At 67.4% G+C, this 22169-nt stretch carries 21 protein-coding genes; 11 read left to right on the top strand and 10 right to left on the bottom strand.

Going from position 1 to position 22169, the window contains the following annotated elements; translation table 11 throughout:
- Positions 1–28: 28 nt before the first annotated feature.
- The gene (locus tag CEX88_RS06170) at positions 29–1228 is read right to left on the bottom strand and encodes a cytochrome P450 (RefSeq protein ID WP_238381965.1); all 1200 of its coding nucleotides are present in this window, start codon (positions 1226–1228) and stop codon (positions 29–31) included.
- Positions 1229–1324: 96 nt separating this feature from the next.
- Here CEX88_RS06170 and CEX88_RS06165 point away from each other — a divergent pair, with 96 nt between their 5' ends.
- Genes CEX88_RS06165 through CEX88_RS06155 form a run of 3 tightly spaced genes read left to right on the top strand, consistent with a single transcriptional unit; the run spans position 1325 to position 3423 of the window.
- On the top strand, positions 1325–2191 hold the full coding sequence (locus tag CEX88_RS06165) for a TIGR03619 family F420-dependent LLM class oxidoreductase (RefSeq protein WP_094292778.1): 867 nt from the start codon (positions 1325–1327) through the stop codon (positions 2189–2191).
- A 28-nt stretch (positions 2192–2219) separates the two neighbouring features.
- Positions 2220–2990: an SDR family NAD(P)-dependent oxidoreductase gene (locus CEX88_RS06160; RefSeq protein ID WP_202931391.1), complete on the top strand. Its 771-nt coding sequence runs from the start codon at positions 2220–2222 to the stop codon at positions 2988–2990.
- A gap of 1 nt (position 2991) precedes the next feature.
- Positions 2992–3423: a VOC family protein gene (locus CEX88_RS06155; RefSeq protein ID WP_094292776.1), complete on the top strand. Its 432-nt coding sequence runs from the start codon at positions 2992–2994 to the stop codon at positions 3421–3423.
- Between the two features lie 4 nt (positions 3424–3427).
- Here CEX88_RS06155 and CEX88_RS06150 read toward each other — a convergent pair whose 3' ends face one another.
- Genes CEX88_RS06150 through CEX88_RS06140 form a run of 3 tightly spaced genes read right to left on the bottom strand, consistent with a single transcriptional unit; the run spans position 3428 to position 6295 of the window.
- Positions 3428–4180, bottom strand: coding sequence for an SDR family NAD(P)-dependent oxidoreductase (locus CEX88_RS06150; protein ID WP_094292775.1), 753 nt, complete (start codon positions 4178–4180; stop codon positions 3428–3430).
- A gap of 56 nt (positions 4181–4236) precedes the next feature.
- Positions 4237–4869: a TetR/AcrR family transcriptional regulator gene (locus CEX88_RS06145; protein ID WP_202931385.1), complete on the bottom strand. Its 633-nt coding sequence runs from the start codon at positions 4867–4869 to the stop codon at positions 4237–4239.
- Positions 4870–4924: 55 nt separating this feature from the next.
- Positions 4925–6295 (bottom strand): LLM class flavin-dependent oxidoreductase, encoded by a 1371-nt coding sequence (locus tag CEX88_RS06140; protein WP_094292773.1) that lies wholly within the window; start codon positions 6293–6295, stop codon positions 4925–4927.
- A 70-nt stretch (positions 6296–6365) separates the two neighbouring features.
- Here CEX88_RS06140 and CEX88_RS06135 point away from each other — a divergent pair, with 70 nt between their 5' ends.
- Positions 6366–7559, top strand: coding sequence for a cytochrome P450 (locus CEX88_RS06135; RefSeq protein ID WP_094292772.1), 1194 nt, complete (start codon positions 6366–6368; stop codon positions 7557–7559).
- Here CEX88_RS06135 and CEX88_RS06130 read toward each other — a convergent pair.
- Positions 7546–9147: a GMC family oxidoreductase gene (locus CEX88_RS06130; protein ID WP_094292771.1), complete on the bottom strand. Its 1602-nt coding sequence runs from the start codon at positions 9145–9147 to the stop codon at positions 7546–7548. The two genes, CEX88_RS06135 and CEX88_RS06130, sit on opposite strands and share 14 nt — an antisense overlap.
- A 93-nt stretch (positions 9148–9240) precedes the next feature.
- Here CEX88_RS06130 and CEX88_RS06125 point away from each other — a divergent pair, with 93 nt between their 5' ends.
- The 4 genes from CEX88_RS06125 (at position 9241) to CEX88_RS06110 (ending at position 12037) form a co-directional block, all read left to right on the top strand.
- Complete coding sequence (locus CEX88_RS06125) at positions 9241–10107, top strand: SDR family NAD(P)-dependent oxidoreductase (RefSeq protein WP_094292770.1); 867 nt, start codon at positions 9241–9243, stop codon at positions 10105–10107.
- Positions 10108–10231: 124 nt separating this feature from the next.
- Entirely contained in the window at positions 10232–10405 is a 174-nt protein-coding gene (locus CEX88_RS26020) for a DUF7218 family protein (RefSeq protein ID WP_164674041.1), read from the top strand.
- A gap of 62 nt (positions 10406–10467) precedes the next feature.
- Positions 10468–11166: a DUF899 domain-containing protein gene (locus tag CEX88_RS06115; protein WP_094292768.1), complete on the top strand. Its 699-nt coding sequence runs from the start codon at positions 10468–10470 to the stop codon at positions 11164–11166.
- A 214-nt stretch (positions 11167–11380) separates the two neighbouring features.
- The gene (locus tag CEX88_RS06110) at positions 11381–12037 is read left to right on the top strand and encodes a hypothetical protein (protein ID WP_066846421.1); all 657 of its coding nucleotides are present in this window, start codon (positions 11381–11383) and stop codon (positions 12035–12037) included.
- An 8-nt stretch (positions 12038–12045) separates the two neighbouring features.
- Here the strand turns inward: CEX88_RS06110 and CEX88_RS06105 are convergent, their stop codons facing one another.
- Genes CEX88_RS06105 through CEX88_RS06090 form a run of 4 tightly spaced genes read right to left on the bottom strand, consistent with a single transcriptional unit; the run spans position 12046 to position 15215 of the window.
- Positions 12046–13116 (bottom strand): M42 family metallopeptidase, encoded by a 1071-nt coding sequence (locus CEX88_RS06105; RefSeq protein WP_094292767.1) that lies wholly within the window; start codon positions 13114–13116, stop codon positions 12046–12048.
- A gap of 56 nt (positions 13117–13172) precedes the next feature.
- Positions 13173–13400 (bottom strand): hypothetical protein, encoded by a 228-nt coding sequence (locus tag CEX88_RS06100; protein ID WP_066846428.1) that lies wholly within the window; start codon positions 13398–13400, stop codon positions 13173–13175.
- A 23-nt stretch (positions 13401–13423) separates the two neighbouring features.
- Positions 13424–14920, bottom strand: coding sequence for a protein adenylyltransferase SelO (locus CEX88_RS06095; protein WP_476638866.1), 1497 nt, complete (start codon positions 14918–14920; stop codon positions 13424–13426).
- 43 nt (positions 14921–14963) lie between these two features.
- Complete coding sequence (locus tag CEX88_RS06090; protein ID WP_066846434.1) at positions 14964–15215, bottom strand: ANTAR domain-containing protein; 252 nt, start codon at positions 15213–15215, stop codon at positions 14964–14966.
- Between the two features lie 193 nt (positions 15216–15408).
- On the opposite strand from CEX88_RS06090, the gene CEX88_RS06085 reads away from it, so the two are divergent.
- A complete protein-coding gene (locus CEX88_RS06085) occupies positions 15409–16302 on the top strand; it encodes a mycobacterial-type methylenetetrahydrofolate reductase (protein WP_094292765.1) in 894 nt (297 codons plus the stop codon).
- Positions 16303–16377: 75 nt separating this feature from the next.
- On the opposite strand, the gene CEX88_RS06080 is transcribed toward CEX88_RS06085, so the two are convergent.
- Positions 16378–17169: an SDR family oxidoreductase gene (locus CEX88_RS06080; protein ID WP_094292764.1), complete on the bottom strand. Its 792-nt coding sequence runs from the start codon at positions 17167–17169 to the stop codon at positions 16378–16380.
- 177 nt (positions 17170–17346) lie between these two features.
- Here CEX88_RS06080 and CEX88_RS06075 point away from each other — a divergent pair, with 177 nt between their 5' ends.
- On the top strand, positions 17347–18228 hold the full coding sequence (locus CEX88_RS06075) for a helix-turn-helix transcriptional regulator (protein ID WP_094292763.1): 882 nt from the start codon (positions 17347–17349) through the stop codon (positions 18226–18228).
- 22 nt (positions 18229–18250) lie between these two features.
- On the top strand, positions 18251–22153 hold the full coding sequence (gene hrpA / locus CEX88_RS06070; protein ID WP_094292762.1) for an ATP-dependent RNA helicase HrpA: 3903 nt from the start codon (positions 18251–18253) through the stop codon (positions 22151–22153).
- The last annotated feature ends 16 nt before the right edge of the window (positions 22154–22169 follow it).

Below are 22169 nucleotides of genomic sequence, written 5' to 3'. Positions count from 1 at the left end.
TGAACGCACAATCGGCGGACCGAAAGCCTCAGCCGAGCACCGCCGGCATCGAGTCCCAGCCGCGCACCGTCGCCGTCGGCGCCCGCACGGCGTTGTCGATGTCGATCGTCCAGTCGGGCCAGCGCTTGAGGATCTCCTCCAGAGCCACCCGGCCTTCAACCCGGGCCAGCGACGCGCCGAGGCAGAAGTGCGTGCCCCGACCGAACGACAGGTGGTTGTTGGCGACCCGATGAACGTCGAACGTGTCCGGGTCGTCGAACTTGCGGTCGTCGCGGTTCGCCGAACCGGACATCAGCAGCAGCGCACTGCCCGCCGGTATCGTCTGGCCGTGGTACACAACGTCGTTGGCCGCGTAGCGGGCGATATGGTGCACCGGCGGCTCGTAGCGCAGCACCTCCTCGACGGCATTGGAGATCAACCGCGGGTCACGGCTCAACTCTCGTCGTTGGTCGGGGTGCTCGCCGAGCAGCTTGCCCAGCCAACCGAACAACCGCCCCACCGTCTCGGTCCCCGCGTTGGCGATCACGCCGAGGAAGACCAGCAGCTCCTCGGTGCTCAACCTCCGCACCGTGCCCTCGACGTCGGCGAACTCCACGTTGAGCAGTTCGGTGACCAAATCGTCTGACGGATTCTTCTCGCGCCAGGCTACATAGTCGCGAAACATGTTGCCGTTGAAGTAGTTGTTCTTGCTCACCGGTAACGGCTGGCCCGGTTTGTTGCGAAGTCGGCGACCGGCGACACTGCGGACGGACCGCTGCAGCGAGTCCGGCATACCGACCAGCATTCCGATGACGCGCATAGGCATTTCCGCGCCGAGGTCGGTGGTGAAGTCGAAGCGATCACCGTCGCGCAAAGGATCGAGACACGTCGCGCAGAAGGCCCGCACCTGATCCTCGATGGCCGCCATCTTGCGCGGGGTGAACGCGCGCGACACCAACAGGCGGTGCACGGTGTGCAACGGCGGGTCCTCGTTGATGAAAACTCCCAGTGGCATCACCGGTTCGGCCTTGACGACCTCGAGGATGTCACCCTTGGCGGAGCTGAGGTTCTCGACGTCGCGCAGCGCCGCTTCCACGTCGGCGAACCGGCTCAGGCCCCAGAACCCGAACTTGTCGTTGTAATACACCGGCGCTTCGTCGCGCAGCCGTCGGTAGACCGGATACGGATCGACGTCGATCGCCACGTCGTACGGGTCGTAGTACAGCTCGTCGGTCACCGGCGCCGTCACGGTGAAAGCCTTCCGCTCAGACGAGCGCTTGTTGTACGAACGTATGGCACTGTACGATCGTATGGCACAATGGCGACGGCGTAAAGGAGCGTGAGGGTGGACCTCGGTTTCGTCTCCCTCAACACACCGCGCGACCTCGAAGCCGATGTGCTCGCTGCCGAGCTCGAGTCGCGGGGATTCGAGTCGCTGTGGCTCGGGGAGCACCCGCAGATCCCGGTGGCCGCCCGCGGGCAGCTCCCCGCCGGCCTGCTCGAGGCGCAGAAGCAGATGTGGGATCCTTTCCTGTCGCTGACGGTCGCTGCGCGGGCGACGAGGACGTTGCGGGTCGGCACCTCGGTGGCTCTACCGCTGGAACGCGAATTATTCACGTTCGCAAAGCAAGTCGCGACGCTGGATCAGATGAGCGGGGGCCGCCTGCTGCTGGGCGTAGGCGTGGGTATGCGCACGGAACTGGAAGCGAGCAGTCCGATCGCGTGGAAGGACCGGTACCGCGCCTTGAGCGACATGGTCGCCGCTCTGAAGAAGCTGTGGGTCGACGACGAGGCCGAACACCACGGGCAGTTCTACAGTTTCGGGCCGGTATGGAGTTATCCCAAGCCGGTTCAGCGGCCACATCCGCCGCTGTTGGCGGCCACCACGGGCCCGAGGGGGACGCGCGAGTGTCTCGGTTGGGCCGACGGCTGGTTGCCCGGCGATGCGGCGTTCCGCGACCTGGGTGCGGCATTGGCCGACTACCGGCATGCCGCCGAGGACGCCGGCCGCGATCCGTTGGCGCTGGACCTGACGGTCATGGCCTGGGGCGATCCGAAACCCGACAAGCTCTCGCGATACCGGGACCTCGGCTTCAACCGGGTCGTCCTCGGCGGCGGTCGGCGCGATGGCGACGACCCGTCGACGACACTGAGCTTCCTCGATCGTTACGCCACCACGGCCGACGAACTCCGTTGGCCAGCAACCCGATAGACCACACCAGAATGGGAAGGGCATGACCGTGAACGACAGATTCTCGATGGAGGGGCGGGTCGCCGTCATCACCGGTGGCGGAACCGGCATCGGCCGCGGATCGGCACTGACGCTGGCCGAACGCGGCGCCGACATCGTGCTCGCCGGGCGCCGCGCCGAACCGTTGAAGTCCACCGTGAGCGAGATCGAGTCGCTGGGCCGCCGCGCGCTGGCGGTGCCGACCGACGTCACCCGGGCCGACGCGTGTCGCGCGTTGGTCGACACGACGCTGGTCGAGTTCGGTCGCGTCGACGTGCTGGTGAACAACGCCGGTGGCGGCGAGACGAAGTCGATCATGAAGTGGACCGACGACGAGTGGCAGCACGTTCTCGACCTGAACCTGTCGAGCGCTTGGTACCTGTCGCGCGCGGCGGTCGAGCCGATGATCAAGCAGGGTAAGGGCGCCATCGTCAACATCTCCTCGGGCGCCAGCCTGCTGGCGATGCCGCAGGCGGTGGCCTACGCCGCGGCCAAGGCCGGGCTGAACAACCTGACCGGGTCGATGGCCGCGGCGTGGACCCGTAAAGGCGTGCGGGTCAACGCGATCGCCTGCGGGGCCATCCGCACACCCGGCCTCGAATCCGACGCGCAGCGGCAGGGTTTCGACATCGACATGATCGGCCAGACCAACGGCGCGGGCCGCGTCGGCGAGCCCGACGAGATCGGGCACGGCGTACTATTCTTCGCCTCCGACGCCTCCAGTTTCTGTTCGGGCCAGACGCTGTACATGCATGGCGGCCCCGGCCCGGCGGGGGTGTGACATGGGTGTCAGCCATGTCGGCTTACGCGTTCGCGACCTCGACAACTCGAAGCGGTTCTACAAAGCCCTGGGATTCGCCGAGGTGAAGCGGTTGACGATCCCCGACGAGATGGCGGCCGGATTGCTTCCGCTCACCCCGCCGATCGGGTTCGAAGCCGCATACCTGCAGAACGACGGCTTCGTACTGCAGCTGCTGACGTTTTCGGGGCACCCCGCACCGGATGAGCCCGAACGCGGCATGGTCACCGCAGGCCTCACCCACCTGTCGATCGCCGTCGAGGACATCGCCGCGGCGCAGGCGGCGGTCACCTCCGCAGGCGGCACGATCATCGCCGACCCCGGAGGCGGATTCGCCTGTATGGCACGCGATCCGGAGGGTCAGCTCATCGAATTGGTGCACAACAGGGTGCGGCCGGTGCCACCGGCGGGCTGAGCCGTCACAGCACCGCCCCGCCGTTGACACCGATCACCTGACCGGTGACGTAACCCGCGCCCTCCGAACACAGGAACGCACACGTGGCCGCCACGTCGTCGCCGGTGCCCAGGCGTCCGGCGGGAATCGCGCGCACCAGCATCTCTGCCGGCGGCAGTTTCTTGGCGCGCTGTTGTGCGCGCAGCATCGGGGTGTCGATGACGAACGGCGGGATGGTGTTGGCGGTGATCCCCCGTGCCGCGTACTCCGCGGCAACGGTCTTGGTCATCGCTATGACCCCGCCCTTGGTCGCCGAGTAGTGGCCCTGATGGACGGCGCCGTTCTGGCCCGCGGCCGACGAGATGGTGACGATGCGCCCCCACTGCGAAGCGACCATGTCAGGCAGCGCGGCCTGCAGACACAGGAAGGTGCCCGTCAGGTTGACCGCGAGGTAGCGGTTCCACTCGTCGAGGGTGATCTGGTCGAATTTCGTGAACCCGGCCAGCGCGGCGCTCGTGACAAGAATTCCGACCGGGCCCAACGTGTTTCGTGCCGCCTCGAACGCTGCATTCACCGCGCTCTGATCGGACACGTCGACCTGGAGGCCGACCGCGTGGGCTCCCGCCGCCCGCAGATCGTCGGCGGCTAGCGAAGCGGAGTCGCCATTGACATCCAGAACCGCGACGGAATGCCCCTCGCGGGCGAGATGCTCGGCTATCGACCGGCCCAGCCCCGAACCGCCGCCGGTGACCACTGCTACGCGGTTCACGTCGTCCATCCCCTTGCTCGAGCTTTGCTATACGAACGTACAACCCATGCAGATGTATAGCACGGTCAGCGGCGAGTGGACGAACCCTTCCTCGGCTTGCGGCGCGCGGGTCGCGGTTCGATCGCGTCGAGGTACTTCTCGACAGCCTTGACGACGTCGGTGTGCGCTGCGTCGACGCCGACACCCTCTTCGAGGTTGAGAAACTTGGGGATTCCGGTGATCAGCAGTACGGCGGCACCCAACGACAGGTCGCCCTCAAATCGGGTGCGGGCGCCATACCGCTGCGCCAGCGCGTCGACCTGTATCTCGCGGACCCGGTTGGTGACCTCGGCGATCTCCGACGCGATCGACTTGCGATGGTTGCCCAGCGCCATGAATTCGGTGATCAGGGCACCGGTCGCCTCGTCCCAGCTGTACTCCCACAGCGCATGGAGCGGATCCTCGGACCGTGTCTCGAGCGCCTTGCTCAACACCGCGAGATTGCGCTCCGAGTAGCGGCGGATCGCGGCCAAGAAGATGTCGTCGAGCGAGGGGAAGTAGTACTGCACCAGGCTCGCGGTGACGCCGGCCTTCGCGGCCAGCGCGCGATAGCTCACGCTGGCGTATCCCTCTTCGAGCATCATCTTCTCAACGGCGTCGAGCAGGGTGTCACGTGTCTTCGACGTCTCCGCGCCGACGCGGCGGGGCGATGCTGCCATCGTCACCTCTCAGATTGGCTGACGAACATTCTCGCACCCGCCGCGGCGCGGGCCCTCAGCTGAACATGCCGCGATATCCGAACGCCGGATGTCGAGGGCTGATGTGAGGGTCGTCGGCGCCGAAGATCTTCTCCCGCAGCGTGCCGGGACGGTACTCGGTCTGCATCAGGCCCTTGTCCTGCAGCACCGGTACGACATGGTCGAAGAACTCGTCGTAGCTCTCCGGCATCAGCATGTTCATGACCTGAATGCCGTCCGACCCGGCGGCCTGGAACTCGAGCAACCGGGTCGCGATCGTCTCCGGTGATCCGACCACCATCTGCGGCAACGACATCGTCGACACGAAATCGTTGATCGTCGGCGTCCCTCCCTCGGGCCACGCGTTGATCAACGAGAGAAATGCTCCGCGGATACCTGGCATCTCGTCGATCAGGTCGACCAGCGGTGTGGCGGGGTCGTACTGGCCCAAGTCCATTCCGCTCAGGCTGGCGAAGTATGCGGTCTGCGCCTCGGTGCTGCGCCACTCCTCGAGCTCCATCCACTTGCGGTTGGCTTCCTCGTCGGTGGAACCGACGACGAACATCAGCCCCTGCAGGAACAAGATGTCGTCGGCCGAGCGGCCGCGTTCGCGCGCCAGCCCCCGCACGGCGGCCACCTGCTGGGCGATGGTTTCGGGGGTGAACGCCGACAGGAACATCAACTCGGCGTGGTTGGCGGCGAATTCGAGGCCTGCGGGCGACCCGCCTGCCTGCGCCAGCAGTGGAACCCGTTGGGGCGACGGCTCCATCAGGTTGTACCCGCGAACGCGGTAGCGCTGTCCGACGTGGTTGATCTCGTGCACCTTCGCCGGATCGGCGTACACACCGCTGGCCGGGTCGTCGACCACCGCGCCGATGTCCCAGGAGCCCTCCCAGAGTTTGTAGACGACGTCGACGTACTCCTTCGCCCACTCGTATCGGTCGTCGTGTGACATCTGACCGGGTACACCCAGATTGGCGAATGCGCGCTCGTTGGCAGAGGTGACGATGTTCCAGCCGACCCGGCCGCCGCTGAGATGGTCGAGCGTGGAAACCTGCCTGGCGAATACGAACGGGTGCTGCTGGATCACTGAACTCGTGTAGAGGAACCCGATGTGCTCGGTTTCGCGGGCGAGTGCGGGAATCAGCATCGTGCAGTCACCGATCGGCACGTTCATGGCTTGTTCGAACACCACGTTGCCCGACCCGTTGTATTCGCCTTGTACGCCGAGCGTGTCAGTGAAGAAGAATGCGTCGATCTTGGCGGCTTCGGCCTTGCGCGCCAGCTCCGTCCACAGGTCGAAGGTCTTGAAATCCCGGTTACGGGCGCGCGGATGCCGCCAGCCGCCCTGAAAGTTGTGACCGACCGAGTTCATCACCAGCAGGGTCACGATCATGCGCTTGGGCATCGAGCCCTCCTCCCTATACGACCGTATAGCCGATGCTATATGCTCGTACAAACTTTCCGAGGAGAATCGTGTGAGCGACCTTTACTACGACCCCTGGGACGTCGCAATCGATCTCGACCCCTACCCGACGTATCGCAGGCTGCGCGAAGAAGCTCCGCTGTACCACAACGAACGCCACGGCTTCTGGGGGGTCAGCCGCTACGACGACGTGGACGCCGCACTGCGGGACACGGCACGGCTCAGCTCGGCCAAAGGTGACATCCTCGAGGTCGTCATGGTCGATCCGGTGATGCCGCCGGGAGTCTTCATCAACGAGGACCCGCCGCTGCACACCATCCACCGCGCGATCGTGTCTCGGGCCTTCACGCCCAAGCGGATCCGGGCGGTCGAGGAGAAGGTCCGGTCCTTCTGTATCGCGTGTCTGGATCCGCTGGCCGATGGCGACCGGTTCGACTTCGTGGTCGACCTCGGCGCCGAACTGCCGATGAAGACCATCGGCATGCTGGTCGGTATCCGCGACGCCGAGCAGCCCGCGGTCCGGGCCCACGCACACGAGTCATTGCGCAACGAACCGGGCAAGCCGCTGCCGGTGGACAAGGACCACTACTTCGACGGCGACATGTTCGCCGATTACGTTGCGTGGCGCGAGAACAACCCGTCCGACGATCTGATCACCGAACTGCTCAACGTCGAGTTCACCGACGAGACGGGCACTATCCGGGGGCTCACCAGAGAGGAGATCGTCGTCTTTCTGGCCGTCGTGGCCGGCGCGGGCGTCGAGACGACCGGCCGGCTGTTCGGCTGGATGGGCAAGGTGCTCGCCGAGCACCCGGACCAGCGCAAGGAACTCGCCGCCGATCTGTCCCTGGTGCCGGGCGCCATCGAAGAACTGCTGCGCTACGAGCCGCCGGGTCCGCACGTCGCGCGTTACGTCGCCACCGAGGATGTGCAGTTCCAGGGCCAAACGGTACCCGCGGGCAGCGCGCTACTGATGATGCTGGCGTCGGCCAATCGCGACGACCGCCACTTCGCCGACCCGGACCGCTTCGACATCCACCGCAAGCCGGGCGGGCACTTGACCTTCGGTCGCGGGGCGCACTTCTGCGTCGGCGCACCATTGGCACGGCTGGAGGGCCGGATCGCGTTGGAAGAGGTTCTCAAGCGCTGGCCCGAATGGGATATCGACCTCGAAAACGCGCGCCGCTCAAGGTCATCGACCGTGCGCGGATGGGACACCATGCCTGCGGCCGTCAGCCGTCGATAATCCGGTCGGCGGCCCGCCAGGCCACCGCCATGACCGGCCCGTTGAGGTTGCCCGCCACCATGGTCGGCAGCACCGAGCAGTCGACGATCTGCAGATCGTCGATGCCGCGTACGCGCAACTCGCTGTCGACTACGTCGTCGTCACCGGGACCCATCGCGCACGTCCCGATGGCGTGGTAGCCGCAGTATCCGCCCTCCAGGGCGGCGTCGACGAGTTCGTCGTCGCTGCGCGCCGCAGGCCCTGGGTATGTCTCGTGGCTGATGCGTTCGGCGATCGGCGACTGCTCGAAGATGGCGCGCATCCGGCGCAGCAGACGAACCATCGTCTCCCGGTCCTCAGGGCTGGACAGGTAATTGGGGTCGATCCGCAGCGCCGTGTCCGGCCGGTTCGAGGTGATCTCCACGCTGCCTTGTGATGTCGGGCGCAGCACCATGCCGAGGCAGGAGATACCGGGCTCGCGTTCGATGCTCACCGGTTCACCGCTGGTGTTGTAAGGCGGAAGCGTCCACGGGCCCATCATGATCTGACCGTCGACGCGGTCGGCGCCCTCATGTGACTTGGCGAACGCCACGATGTCGAACGAGGGGGCGGCCAGCGGGCCCTTCCGACTCGCCAGGTACTTCATGCCGGTGATGGCCTGACCGAGGTTGCTCGAGAGCAGCTTGTTGTACCCGAGATCCTCCTTCAGCCTGAACCGCAGTGCCGCACAGCGGTGTTCACGCATTCTGCGGCCGACGTTGTCGCGCTCGAGGACGACGGGCACACCTGCAGCTTTCAAGACGTCCCGCGGCCCGATGCCGGACAGCTGAAGCAGCCGTGGGCTGTTGAGGCTGCCGAGCGCGATGATGACCTCTCGGCGGACGCGGACCTCGGCGACACCGCGCGGACCGTGGACCTCCAACCCGGCCGCCCTGCCGTTCTCGACCAGGATGCGACGGGCGACGGTGTTGGTCGCGACGGTCAGATTCGGCCGCCGCACAGCTGGTTTGAGGAACGCGCTTGCCGCGCTGACCCGGCGCCCGTTGCGGATCGTCGAGGTGGCATACCCGACCCGCTCGGCGTCGGACTCGTTGATGTCCTGGATCCTGTCGAACCCCGCACGGGTGCTTGCCGTGATCATCTCCTCGCACAGCGGATCGGGGCCATCCGGCACCGAGATGTGCAGTGGGCCACCGGTGCCGCGGGTGGGGGAGGCGCCGAACTCGTTGTCCTCGAAGGCTTTGAAGATCGGCAACATGTCGTCCCAACCCCAACCCTTATTGCCGAGCCGCTCGAGGTGGTCGTAGTCGGCGCGGTGGCCCCGGTTGTAGATCATCCCGTTGATGGAGCTGGAACCGCCGAGCACCTTGCCGCGCATCCACTGTTCGGAATGGCCGTCCGGCCCGAACGGGGTGGTGGTGTAGTGCCACACGTACTTCTCATTCTCGAACAACATTCCGGACCCTTTGGGAATTCGGAACAACGGATGGCGGTCGGATCCACCGGCCTCGACCAGCAGCACCGACACGCGGGGGTCGGCCGACAACCGGTTGGCGAGAACACATCCGGCCGATCCGGCCCCGGCAACGATGTAGTCGTACCTAGTCATGCATGGTCCTTCCGAGCCCGAGTCGACCCACTCCGCTGTACGAGCGTACAGTACAGCCTCGAAGTCGGATCGAGGTTCGAGGAGAGTGATCAGGTGACCGGGACAGTCGCGGTGGTGACAGGGGCCAGCCGCGGTGCGGGCGCGGGCATCGCACGCGCGCTGGGCAGCCACGGGTGCACCGTCTATGTCACGGGCCGAACCCAGAACAACGGTGACGCAGAGGGTTCGAGACTGTCGGGCACGATCGACGAGACCGCACAGGCGGTCACCGATGCCGGAGGTACGGGCATCGCGGTCCGCGTCGATCACGGCGACGACGATCAGGTCAAGGCGTTCTTCGATCGAGTCGGACGCGAACAGGGCCGCATCGACATCCTGGTGAACAATGCAGCGCTGATCCGCGACGAGATGATGGGGCGCACGAAGTTCTGGGAAGAACCGCTGAACGTGATCGACACGCTCGACGTCGGACTGCGCAGCAGCTATGTCGCGACCGTCTACGCCGCACCGCTGATGCTTGCGCAGCGCAGCGGCCTGGTCGCGTTCACCTCCTCGTCGGGTGCGGTGCATTACGCGTTCGGGCCGGCGTACGGGGTGCCCAAAGCCGGCACCGACAAGATGGCCGCCGATATGGCCGTCGACTTCCGGGAGTTCGGCATCGCCGCGGTGTCGATCTGGATGGGGTCGCTGTTGACCGAGCGTGTCCGCGGGATCATCGCGAGTAATCCCGAGAAGTTCGGGCACATCCTGGACACCGCCGAAACCCCCGACCTGACGGGCCATGTCATCTGGGCGCTGTATCGGGATCCGGCTCTGATGGAGGTCAGTGGCCGGACGCTCATCGGGGCGGAGTTGGCGCTCAAGTACGGCATCAAAGACGACGGCGACCGTCAGCCGCCGTCGTACCGCGACATGTTCGATGTACACCCTGCCAAGCAGTATCCGCACGTCATGCGGTGATACGCGCACATTCGCGGGGCCGTGAGCGTGCGCCAATCGCTGAAATTTCCCGGGGTGTCGGGTGCAAACCCGCACGCTCGCGGGTATTCGGTACGCACGTGCAACCACCAGCGAGGAGGCCACGATGGCGAAGGATCACGGTTCCAGCGTCAAAAACGACAAACAGTACGAGGGTCTGCGCGAGAAGGGCATGAGCAAGTCCCGCGCGGCAGCCATCGCCAACACGCCCGGTGCATCGAAGAAGGGCGGCAAGAACTCCGGCGGCGGTAAGAAATCCGGCGGATCCAAGAAGAGCTGACGATGACTTTCGGGCGCTGAGTCGGTCATAACCTGCGAGAAACGACCATCGCAGGAGGAACGATGTCCGTCCCGACTCAACCGGCCGCCCTACCGCCCGTCGTCGACGAGGCGACATGGCGCGCCGCCCTCGACGACCTGCGCCGCCGCGAGAAGGCGGCGACACGAGAGCTGGACGCGATCGCCGCCCAGCGCAGACGCCTGCCCATGGTCCGCACGCCCGACTACACGCTGATCGGTGAGCACGGGCCCGTCCGACTGGCCGACGTGTTCGAGGGGCGCTCCCAGCTGATCGTCTACAACCACATGTGGACCGACGGCGCAGAGTGGCAGTGCGGCGGCTGCACCGGGTTCACCTCGCAGTTCACCCGGCTGGAGTTCCTCGACAGCTACGACGCCCGCTTCGTCATCGTCACCAACGGCCCGATCGACGAGGTGCTGGCCTACCGCACCAAGGTCGGCAACCGGATGGATTGGTACTCGTCGTCGGAGAGTTCGTTCGGCGCCGACGTCGACGCTCCACCCGGCGAAGGTTTCGCGGTCAACGTGTTTCTGCGAGACGGTGACACCGTTTACCGGACTTGGCACACCAACGGCCGCGGCACCGAACAGCTCAGCCACTCGTTCGCGCTCATCGACCTCCTGCCGTGGGGCCGCCAGGAGGAGTGGCAGGATTTGCCCGAGGGATGGCCGCAGCGGCCGACGTACTCGGGCTGGTTGGACTCCCCTGACATCGCGCGGGCCTACGGCCCCGGGCACTGATGGCTCCCCACCGGAACCCGGCGCGCACTGAGCCTCGCGGCGTGGCTTATGCGCAATTGCCCACCTATCAGCGAAAAATTCGCTGACAACGAATGTTTCGCTACTAGGCGGGCACTAGCTCAAATGGTCCCGAGCCCTGCAGAGCCCGGCACCCCGCGCGGCTGCCGCCGTCAGGGCTGACGCATCGGTGGCATCCTGGCTCCATGGGATTGGTATGGGCCTGATCATCCGCCTGCTCGAGCTGCTGATCGTGCTCGTTCCGCTCGCGGGAGTGCTCTACGGCGGTTGGCGAGCGCTGACGGCGGCGCGCGCACGCCAGGACGCCGGTCGCGAGCAACCAGCCGACACCGCACCGCAGCCCGCCACCGGAACGGCAATGCAGTGGCAGGCGATCGCGCGGGCGGTCAAGGCGCACGACCGCACCGACACCCGATGGCTCGAGTACGAACTGGACGTCGCGAAGCTGCTCGACTACCCGTTGATGACCGACATGCGCGACCCGCTGACCGAGCGCTTCCACCGGACCAAGGTGCGCGCGGACCTGTTGCGCCCGGGCAAGGCCGAGGATCTGGTCGACGACACCGACGCGGCGCGCGAGTACGTCGACGCCGTCACCGACTACGTCACCGCGTTCGAGGCCGCCGAGACCGAGGCGGTCCGTCGTCGGCGCAGCGACTTCTCGGCACAGGATCAGCAGCGCATCGCCCGGGCCCAGAGCATGTTGCGCGTCGCGACCGACGCCGCGGCCACCCCGCAGGAACGCGAACGCGGCTACGAACTCGCCCGCCGCGAGCTCGAGGGCCTGGTGGTGCTGCCGGAGCGGGCGCGCGTCGCCATCGAGCGCGGTATCGCCGGCGAACTCGACCGCTGACGCCGCGCTTAGACCCCGCGGCGCAGGAGTTCGACGAGCACCGCAGCCATGTCCGGAATTGCTTGGCGCGCAATGACTTCGTAGCCGTGTGTGCTGAGCGTGGGGAGGCACAGCAGTCCGGCCCGCGCCGTGAGCCCACTGGCCTTGGCGTGCGAAGCGTCGGATTCGAACGCACCGAGGACCGCGGGCTGAGGCGACAGGCCGGGCTCGGTGGCGGCGTCGATGAGCGCATCGGCGACAGTTTTGTCGTAGATGGTTTCGGCGTCGCTGTAGGCGACGATCGGGCCGCCGCTGCACGAGGTCCCGTACTCCGCTTCGGCCGGACCGACCTCCAGCGCAATGGTCAGGTCACCGGGCAGCGCGCGGCTTGCATACGAGCCTCCGACACCGCCGACTTCCTCGGCGGTTGTGAAGACCAGATAGGTGTCGCGTGCCGGGCCTCTGTCCCCGGAAGCCAGCCGGCTCGCCACGTCGAGCAGTGCGGTGACCGCCGCGCGGTCGTCCATGAAGTAGCACCCGAGATAGTCCGGGCCGACGTCGGTCAGCGTGCGCTTGCTTTGGTGGATACACGCCCGCGTGCCCGCTCTGATACCGGCCTCGGCCAGTTCCTCGGGAGTGTGGCCGGTGAAGACATAGACATGAAGCCAGTCGAGCGCCTGATCCCCCTGGTCCGGTTTGGTCTCCCAGATCCGCTGGCTCTCCTTGGTGGTGTGCTCGGAGCCGAGGGTCAGCACGCCGCACACGGAGCGCTGGTCGCCGAGCAGCGCGACCGGTCCGAGGCCGAAGTTTCCCGGATACATCGTGCCCAGGGGCGTCATGTGCAGTGTGCCGTCGGGCTCGATCCGTTTGACGACCATGGACAGCTCATCCATGTGGGCCATCACCCGGATCGGCTGCGCCTCGCGGTCGTTGCCGTGGCGCAGGCCGATCAGGTTGCCCGCTTCGTCGACCCACATCTCGTCGACATGCGGCTCGAGCTCGCGTCGGCACACCTCCCGCACGGCGTCTTCCTGACCGCAGGGGCCGTACGCGTGGAGCAGTTCCTGCAACAGGTCAAGGCGCAGCGTCTCGTCGGGCATAGATCTTGAATTGCCGAGACCGCGTCGGCCTAACCCCCGCGACCGGTTGACGCGCCTCAGGCCACCGGCGGATGCGGATACGGCGGCGGAACCGGCACGCACAACCCGGTGCTGGTGTCCAGGGCCTTACCGTCGACGCAGAACGACGCGCAACCGTAGATGACGCCCGTCTGGCCCGGCGGACAGCAACAGTTGCCCGGCTGGGCCGAAGCGATGACGGGGGAGACCGGCACGGCCAGTGCCGCCGCGAAGAGCCCCGCGATCAGTGACCGTCGCAACATCATGAGGGCAGTCTAGGTCGGCTGGCTCAGGTCCCACAGAAGGTTCGGTACTTCCCGAAGTCCTCGGGTGCGGGTTCGGCGTACCGCTGCAGACCTGGGCGCTCGTCATACGGCGCGGTCACCGCATCCAGCAGCCGGTACAGCGGGTCGAGGTCGCCTTCGGTCGCGGCGGTCAACGCCTCCTCGACCAGATGGTTGCGAGGGATGTAGACCGGGTTGACGCGGTCCATCACCGTCGCGTCGGGCCGCAACGCATGCCACCGCGACAGCCACTGGTCGAACGCGGCGAGGTCGAGGAACAGGCCGCGTGCGGGGTCGTCGTCACCGCGGGCCGCATGCGCGAGCTGGCGGAAGAACGACGTGAAGTCGACGTGGCTCTGGTGCAACTGGGCGATCAGGTCGTTCATCAACGGCACCGCGATCTCGTCGGGCGTGGTGTCGGCCAACCCGAGCTTGGCGCACATGCCCACCGACAACGCGTCCTGGAACTTGGGCGCAAAACCACCGAGGCTGCCCTCGGCGATCGCGATCGCCTGCTGTTGGTCGTCGGCGAACAACGGCAGCAGTGCCTCGGCCAGCCGGGCCAGGTTCCACACCGCGATCGCCGGCTGGTTGCCGTAGGCGTAGCGGCCCCACGAGTCGATCGAGCTGAACACCGTCTCGGGGTCGTAGGCCTCCATGAACGCGCACGGCCCGTAGTCGATGGTCTCCCCGGAGATCGTCGTGTTGTCGGTGTTCATCACGCCGTGCACGAAGCCGACCAGCATCCACTTGGCGATCAGCGCCGCCTGCACCGCGATCACCGACTCGAACAACGCGACATAGGGGTTGCCTGCGTCGGCGGCCCCGGGATGGTGCCGCTGGATCGCGTGGTCGGCCAGACGCCGCAAGAGGTCGACGTCGCCGGTGTTCGCGGCGTACTGGAAGGTGCCGACGCGCAGATGGCTGCGGGCCACCCGCGACAGCACCGCACCGGGTAGCGGCGTCTCGCGCTGCACCTGGCGTCCGGTCGCGACCACGGCCAACGAGCGGGTGGTCGGAATCCCCATCGCGTGCATCGCCTCGCTGACGATGTACTCGCGCAGCATCGGACCGACGGCGGCCAACCCGTCGCCGCCGCGTGCGAACGGCGTCGCGCCCGAACCCTTCAGATGCAGGTCGCGAAGCTCTCCGGAGGTCGTCGTGAGTTCGCCGAGCAGCAGCGCGCGCCCGTCGCCCAGCCGGGGGACGTACCCACCGAACTGGTGACCGGCATAGGCCTGCGCGACCGGGTTCGCGCCGTCGGGAACCTGCGTGCCGACCAGTAGCCGCAGGCCGTCGGCGCTGCGCAGCCAGTCGGCGTCGATGCCGAGTTCGACGGCCAGCGGTTCGTTGAGGACGAGCAGGCGCGGGTCGGGAGCCGATTCAGCCTGCCAACGGACCGCCAGCTCGGGTAGGTCGCTGGCGTAACGGTCGGCGAAGGTGACGGCGGTGGGTGCGATGCTCACCCTTTCCACAGTACGAGCGGCGCGGCGCGTCCTCATTTGTGTAACTGGCGACGGTTCGCGACGCTGTCGCGTCGTCAGATTACAAACGAGCCGAGGTCGAAGTTCCCAGCAGGGCACCCCACTCGGTGAGCACCGCTGTCCGCGCCGCCGCGTTCACACATTCCCCTGTGCCGCTTGCGGCGGTGACCAGCGCGTCGGCGAGCGTGAACAACGGCACCCGATGGTGTTGCGCAGCGCGGATAATCTCGCGGAACGCCTCGTCGACCGTGCAGTGGCGAAGCGCGATGAGAACACCTTCCGCGGTGTCCAGGCATTGTCGTCCGGGAGTCATGGCCCCGTTGGTACCAACCTCAGTCGGCACACGGTTGATCAGACGCTGGGAATCGACTGGGAGCCCTCGGTCTGCGGAGCCGGAACGGGTCCAACGGTGCTGTCTGTATGGTGAGGCTTCCTGGCGAGCGCGGATGGTGGTCAAAGAAGACCTGCCGCGCGCGGGAAGTAACCGTCGGATGAGGAGCAGCCCGGTGACGCTGAACACCATCGCGCTTGAACTCGTGCCGCCGAACGTCGATCGTGGGCACGAGCAGGCGTTGGAGGATGCGCAGAAGGTACTGCGATGCTCCGCGGAAACCGGGCTGGACGGCCGCATCAAGCACGTGATGATCCCCGGCATGATCGAGGAGGACGACGACCGTCCGATCGAGATGAAACCCAAGATGGATGTGCTCGACTTCTGGGCGATCATCACCCCCGAGCTGTCCGGGATGAACGGGCTGTGCACCCAGGTCACCGCGTTCATGGACGAACCGACGTTGCGTCGGCGGCTGACCGATCTGTCCAGCGCCGGGTTCGACGGCATCGCGTTCGTCGGGGTGCCGCGCACGATGAGCGACGGCGAGGGCACCGGCGTCGCCCCGACCGACGCGCTGTCGATCTACTCCGACGTGGTGCCCAACCGCGGAGCGATCCTCATCCCAACCCGCGACGGCGAGCAGGGCCGGTTCCGGTTCAAGTGCGATCAGGGCGCCACCTACGGCATGACCCAGTTGCTGTACTCCGACGCGATCGTCGGGTTCCTGCGCGACTTCGCCGAGCAGACCGATCACCGGCCCGAGATCCTGCTGTCGTTCGGTTTCGTGCCCAAGCTGGAGAGCAAGGTCGGCCTGATCAACTGGCTGATCCAGGATCCGGGTAACGCCGCCGTCGCCGCCGAGCAGGAGTTCGTCAAGAAGCTCGCCTCCACGGAGCCGGCGGAGAAGCGCAAACTGATGCTCGACCTGTACAAACGCGTCATCGACGGTGTCGGCGACCTCGGATTCCCGCTGAGCATCCACCTCGAGGCCACCTTCGGCGTGTCCACCCCGGCCTTCGAGACGTTCGCCGAGATGCTCGACTACTGGGCGCCCGACAAGCCCTGACGGTCTACGCCCCCGGCAGCGGAAAGACCAAGCGGCACGGTACGGTCCGGCTGGGACCGCACCGTGCCGGTTGCGTCACGACGCCTGACGCGTCGGCATTATCGTCAGCTGTTGCACGTTCACCCGCGCCGGCTGGGCGACCAGGAAGTCGATCGCCGCCGCGACGTCGGCGGGGTCCAGCCACTCGATGTGGTCGCGGGTGCCGTCCAGCCATTCCGTGGCACCGGTATCGGTGACGTGATTCTGCAACTCGGTTTCGACGATGCCGGGCTCGATGGCCGAGACCCGCACGTTCTTGGCGCCGAGTTCGGCGCGCAGCGTGCGCGACATGTGTGTGACGAACGCTTTCGTGCCCGAGTACACCGCGAAGTTCGGGAAGATGTTCTGCGCGCCGATGGACGAAGTGTTGATCAGGTCAGCGACGCCCTTGTCTTCGGCCGACTTCACCAGCTGGGGAACGAACGCGCCGATCGCGTTCATCAGCCCGGCGACGTTGAGGTCGATCTGCTGCTGCCACTGGTCGAAGCGCTGTTCGTCGATCGGCGCGGGCAGCATGACCCCGGCGTTGTTGAACAGCACATCGACCGTGCCGAGTTCGTCGACCACCCGCTGGGCGGCCGCCTGTATCGCGGCGGCGTCGGTGACGTCGACGGCGAGGGCCAGCGCGGTGCCACCCGCCTCGGCGATCTCGGCAGCCAGCTTCTCGAGCCGGTCGGCCCGGCGGGCCAAAAGGGCGACCTTCGCGCCGGACGCGGCCAGGCGCTTGGCGGTCGCCTCACCAATGCCGCTCGATGCGCCGGTGACAACGGCGACGCGGCCGGACAGCGGGGCGGTGGTCTCGGTTGGGTTCTGGATTGCGGTTGTCATCTGTGGACCTTTCCTCCTGTCGGTGGCGGCGGTAGTGCCGCACACTCGAGACAACAACCCCTGGGGGCCCTCTGAGCGGCCAAAACGAGCCCCGCTATACCCCGGTTCGGCGTACCTAGGTCTGGCAGACCCACGTTTGGCGCGGCCCGACGCCGCCGCTGCGGCCACACTGGGTGCATGGACCACAACGCCGAGCTCAAGGAGTTCCTGCGGACGCGCCGCGCACGCCTGCGCGTCGAGGACGTGGAGATCGGCGGGACCAGCAGGGTGCGACGGGTACCGGGCCTGCGCCGCGAGGAGGTCGCACAGTTGGCCGGTGTGAGCGTGGACTACTACAGCCGCCTCGAACAGGGTCGCCACCTCAACGTGTCCGACGAGGTACTCGACGCCGTGGCACGCGCGTTGCGGCTCGACGACGTCGAGCGGGCCTACCTGTTCCAGATCGCGCGGGTGAACACCCGCCGCACCCGCCGGCGCCCCGCGCCCGTGCAGCGGGTTCGGCCGGGCATCCGCCGGGTGCTCGAGACGCTCGACGACGTGACACCGGCCTTCGTATTCGGCCGTCGGATGGACATGCTGGCGGCCAACCGGCTGGCGCGGGCGTTGATCGGTGACTTCGAGGCCCTGCCCCCGCGCGAGCGAAACTTGTTGCGGTTCACCTTCCTCGACGAATCCGCCCGCGAGCTCTACACCGACTGGGAAGAGGTGGCCCGCGACAACGTCGCGATACTGCGCCTGGACGCAGGCAGGCATCCCGACGACCCGCTGCTGACCGAACTGGTCGGCGAACTCGCGGTCAAGAGCGACGAGTTCCGCCGGTGGTGGGCCGACCACAACGTCCGCGAACGCACGCACGGGGTCAAGCGCTACCACCACCCGTTGGTGGGTGACCTGACGCTCAACTACGAGAGCGTCGCCGTGCTCGGCGACCCGGACCAGACGTTGTGCATCTACACCGCCGATCCCGGCTCGCCATCGGAGACCGCCCTTCGCCTGTTGGCCAACTGGACGGGCACCCCGTCGAGCGCCGACAGCGACGCCGACCTGCCGACGCCCTGACCGGCCGCCTATCCTGGCCGGAGTGTCCGGCCCATCTGTCGCTGAGCTTCGCAAGCGCCTCGACGGGCTGACCATCCGCGACGCGGCCCGCTTCGGCAGGCGCCTGCGTCAACTGCGCGGCGCGCCTCCGGAGAAGCTCGCCAAAATCGCCGAGCAGATCGCCGCCGCGGAAGCGGTCGTCGCGACCCGCGCCGCCGCGGTCCCGACGATCTCCTATCCCGAGCTTCCGGTCAGCGAACGCCGCGACGAGATCGCCAAGGCAATCACCGAACACCAGGTGGTGATCGTCGCCGGCGAAACCGGTTCGGGGAAGACGACGCAGCTGCCCAAGATCTGCCTCGGCATCGGCCGCGGTGTGCGCGGCACGATCGGGCACACCCAACCGCGACGCCTTGCCGCCCGCACCGTCGCCCAGCGCATCGCCGACGAGGTGGGCAGCCCGCTCGGCGACACGATCGGCTACACGGTGCGCTTCACCGACCAAGCCAGTGACCGCACCCTGGTCAAGCTGATGACCGACGGCATCCTGCTCGCCGAGATCCAGCGTGACCGCCGACTGCTGCGCTACGACACCCTGATCCTCGACGAGGCCCATGAGCGCAGCCTCAACATCGACTTCCTGCTCGGATACCTTCGGGGGCTTCTGCCTCAGCGGCCCGACCTCAAGCTGATCGTCACCTCCGCGACGATCGAACCGGAGCGCTTCGCGGCCCACTTCACCGGTGCACCGATCGTCGAGGTGTCCGGGCGCACCTATCCGGTCGAAATACGGTACCGCCCTTTGGAAGTCGCCGTCCCCGTCGACGAGAGCGATGATCCCGACGATCCCGACCACGAGGTGGTGCGCACGCAGACGCGCGACCAGACCGAGGCGATCGTCGACGCCATCGCCGAGTTGGAGAACGAACCGCCCGGCGACGTGTTGCTGTTCCTGTCGGGTGAGCGGGAGATCCGTGACACCAGTGAGGTGCTGCGCGGATTGGTCGGTGCCACCACCGAAGTGCTACCGCTGTACGCGCGGTTGCCGACGGCCGACCAGCAGCGGGTGTTCGCGCCCCGCCACACCGGCCGCCGCATCGTGCTCGCGACCAACGTCGCCGAGACGTCGCTCACGGTGCCCGGCATCCGCTACGTCGTCGACCCGGGCACCGCCCGCATCTCCCGCTACAGCCGCAGGACCAAGGTGCAGCGGCTGCCGATCGAGCCGATCTCCCAGGCCTCGGCCGCGCAGCGGGCCGGGCGGTCCGGACGCACGGCGCCTGGGGTCTGTATCCGCCTGTACTCCGAGGAGGACTTCGCGGCGCGGCCGCGCTACACCGAGCCGGAGATCCTGCGGACCAACCTGGCCGCGGTGATCCTGCAGATGGCGGCCCTCGGGCTGGGCGAGATCGAGACCTTTCCGTTCCTGGACCCGCCGGACCGGCGCAGCATCCGCGACGGTGTGCAGCTGTTGCAGGAACTCGGCGCGTTCGACGGCGACGGCACGATCACCGATGTCGGCCGCAGGCTCGCGCAGCTTCCCGTCGACCCCCGTCTGGGCCGCATGATCCTGCAGGCCGACACCGAGGGCTGCGTGCGCGAGATCCTCGTGCTGGCCGCGGCGCTGTCGATCCCCGACCCTCGGGAGCGGCCCGCCGACCGCGAGGACGCCGCGCGGCAGAAACACGCCAGATTCGCCGACGAGCATTCCGATTTCGTGTCGTACCTCAACCTGTGGCGGTACCTCGGCGAACAGCGCAAAGAACTGTCCGGCAATGCGTTTCGTCGGATGTGCCGTGACGAGTTCCTGCACTATCTGCGGATCCGGGAGTGGCAGGACCTCACCGGCCAGCTGCGCAGCATCGCGCGAGACCTCGGGATCAGGGAGTCCGACGAGCCCGCCGACCCGGCAAGCGTGCACGCGGCACTTCTGGCCGGCCTGCTGTCGCATATCGGGCTGCGCGACGGCGACGGCCGCGAATACCAGGGCGCCCGCAACTCCAAGTTCGTCCTGGCGCCCGGGTCGGTGCTCACGAAGCGCCCACCGCGCTGGATCGTCGTCGCCGACCTCGTCGAAACCAGCCGGCTGTTCGGCCGCATCGGGGCCCGTATCCAACCCGAAGTCGTTGAGCGCATCGCGGGTGATCTGGTGCAGCGCACCTACAGCGAACCGCACTGGGACGCCCAGCGCGGAGCGGTGATGGCCTACGAGCGGGTGACGCTCTACGGGCTGCCGCTGGTTGCCCGTCGCCGGGTCGGCTACTCGCAGATCGAACCGGACCTGGCGCGCGACTTGTTCATCCGGCACGCGTTGGTCGAGGGCGACTGGCAGACGCGGCACCACTTCTTCCGCGACAACGCCCGCCTGCGCGAGGAACTCGAGGAACTGGAGGAGAAGGCCCGCCGACGCGACCTGCTGGTCGGCGACGAGGAGATCTTCGCGTTCTACGACGCCCGCATCCCGGCGGATGTGGTGTCCGCGCGGCACTTCGACGCATGGTGGAAAAAGCAGCGCCACGTCACCCCGGAGCTGCTCACGTTCACCCGCGACGATCTGCTGCGTACCGAGGACGCGGTCGATGGCCAGCCCGACGCGTGGCGAGCGGGCGACTTGGCGCTGCCGCTGAGCTACCGCTTCGAGCCGGGAGCCGAGGACGACGGTGTGACCGTACACGTGCCCGTGGGGGTGCTGGCCCGGCTCGGCGGCGACGAGTTCGCCTGGCAGGTACCGGCATTGCGTGAGGAGCTGGTCGCCGCCTTGATTCGCTCTCTGCCGAAAGACCTGCGGCGCAACTTCGTTCCCGCACCTGACACAGCGCGCGCGGTGCTCGGCGCGATCACTCCGGGAGCCGAGCCGCTGCTCGAGGCCGTGCAGCGCGAACTGCACCGCCGCACCGGCGTGCTGGTGCCGATCGACGCGTTCGACCTCGACAAGCTGCCGTCGCACCTGCGCGTCACCTTCGCCGTCGAAGGCGTCGACGGCGCCGAATTGGCCCGGGGTAAAGACCTTGATGCGCTGCAGCATGAACTCGCCGCGCCGGTCCGGCGCGCGGTCGCCGACGCGGTGGCAGGCGGCCTTGAGCGCACCGGATTGCGCACGTGGCCAGACGATCTCGACGAGGTGCCGCGCACTGTCGATCGGACCGCCGGCGGCCACACCGTGCGCGGATATCCAGCACTGGCCGACAAGGGAGACGCCGTAGACCTCCATGTGTTCCCGACCGCGGCCGAACAACAGGCGTCGATGGGGCCCGGCACCCGCAGGTTGTTGCGCCTCGCGGTGCCGTCACCCGTCAAAGCCGTTGAACGAGGACTGCAGCCGCGCACCAAGCTCGTCCTCGGCGCCAATCCCGACGGGTCTCTGCAGGCGCTGATCGAGGACTGCGCCGACGCCGCAACCGACATGCTCACACCCGCGCCGGCGTGGACCCGCGAGGAGTTCACCGCGCTGCGCGACCGCGTCGCCGCCGACCTGGTGGCCACGACGGCCGGAATCGTCACCCGCGTCGAGAAGGTGCTCGCGGCAGCGCACGACGTCGAGGTGGCGTTGCCGCCGGCGCTGTCGGCCACGCAGGCCGACGCGATCGCCGACATCCGCGCACAGCTGGACCGGTTGTTGCCGCGCGGCTTCGTCGCGGCCACCGGCGCCGCACACCTGGCCGACCTGACCCGCTATCTGCTTGCCATCGGCAGGCGGCTGGAGCGACTGCCGCACGCGCCCGCCGCCGACCGCGAGCGGATGGACCGCGTACATGCGGTCGAAGACGCGTACGACGAGCTGGTGCGCGCATTGTCACGCGCGCGCACCGCCGGCGCCGACATCCGCGACATCGGCAGGCAGATCGAGGAACTCCGCGTCAGCCTGTGGGCGCAACAGCTGGGCACGCCCCGCCCGGTCAGCGAGCAGCGGATCTACCGCGCAATCGACGCGGCGCTGGCCCGCTGAGAGCCATATAGCGGCA

Source organism: Mycobacterium neumannii, assembly GCF_002245615.1.
GTDB classification, from domain to species: Bacteria; Actinomycetota; Actinomycetes; order Mycobacteriales; family Mycobacteriaceae; genus Mycobacterium; species Mycobacterium neumannii_A.
Note: the sequence above shows the minus strand (reverse complement) of the source record. Positions and strands in the feature narration are given on the sequence as shown.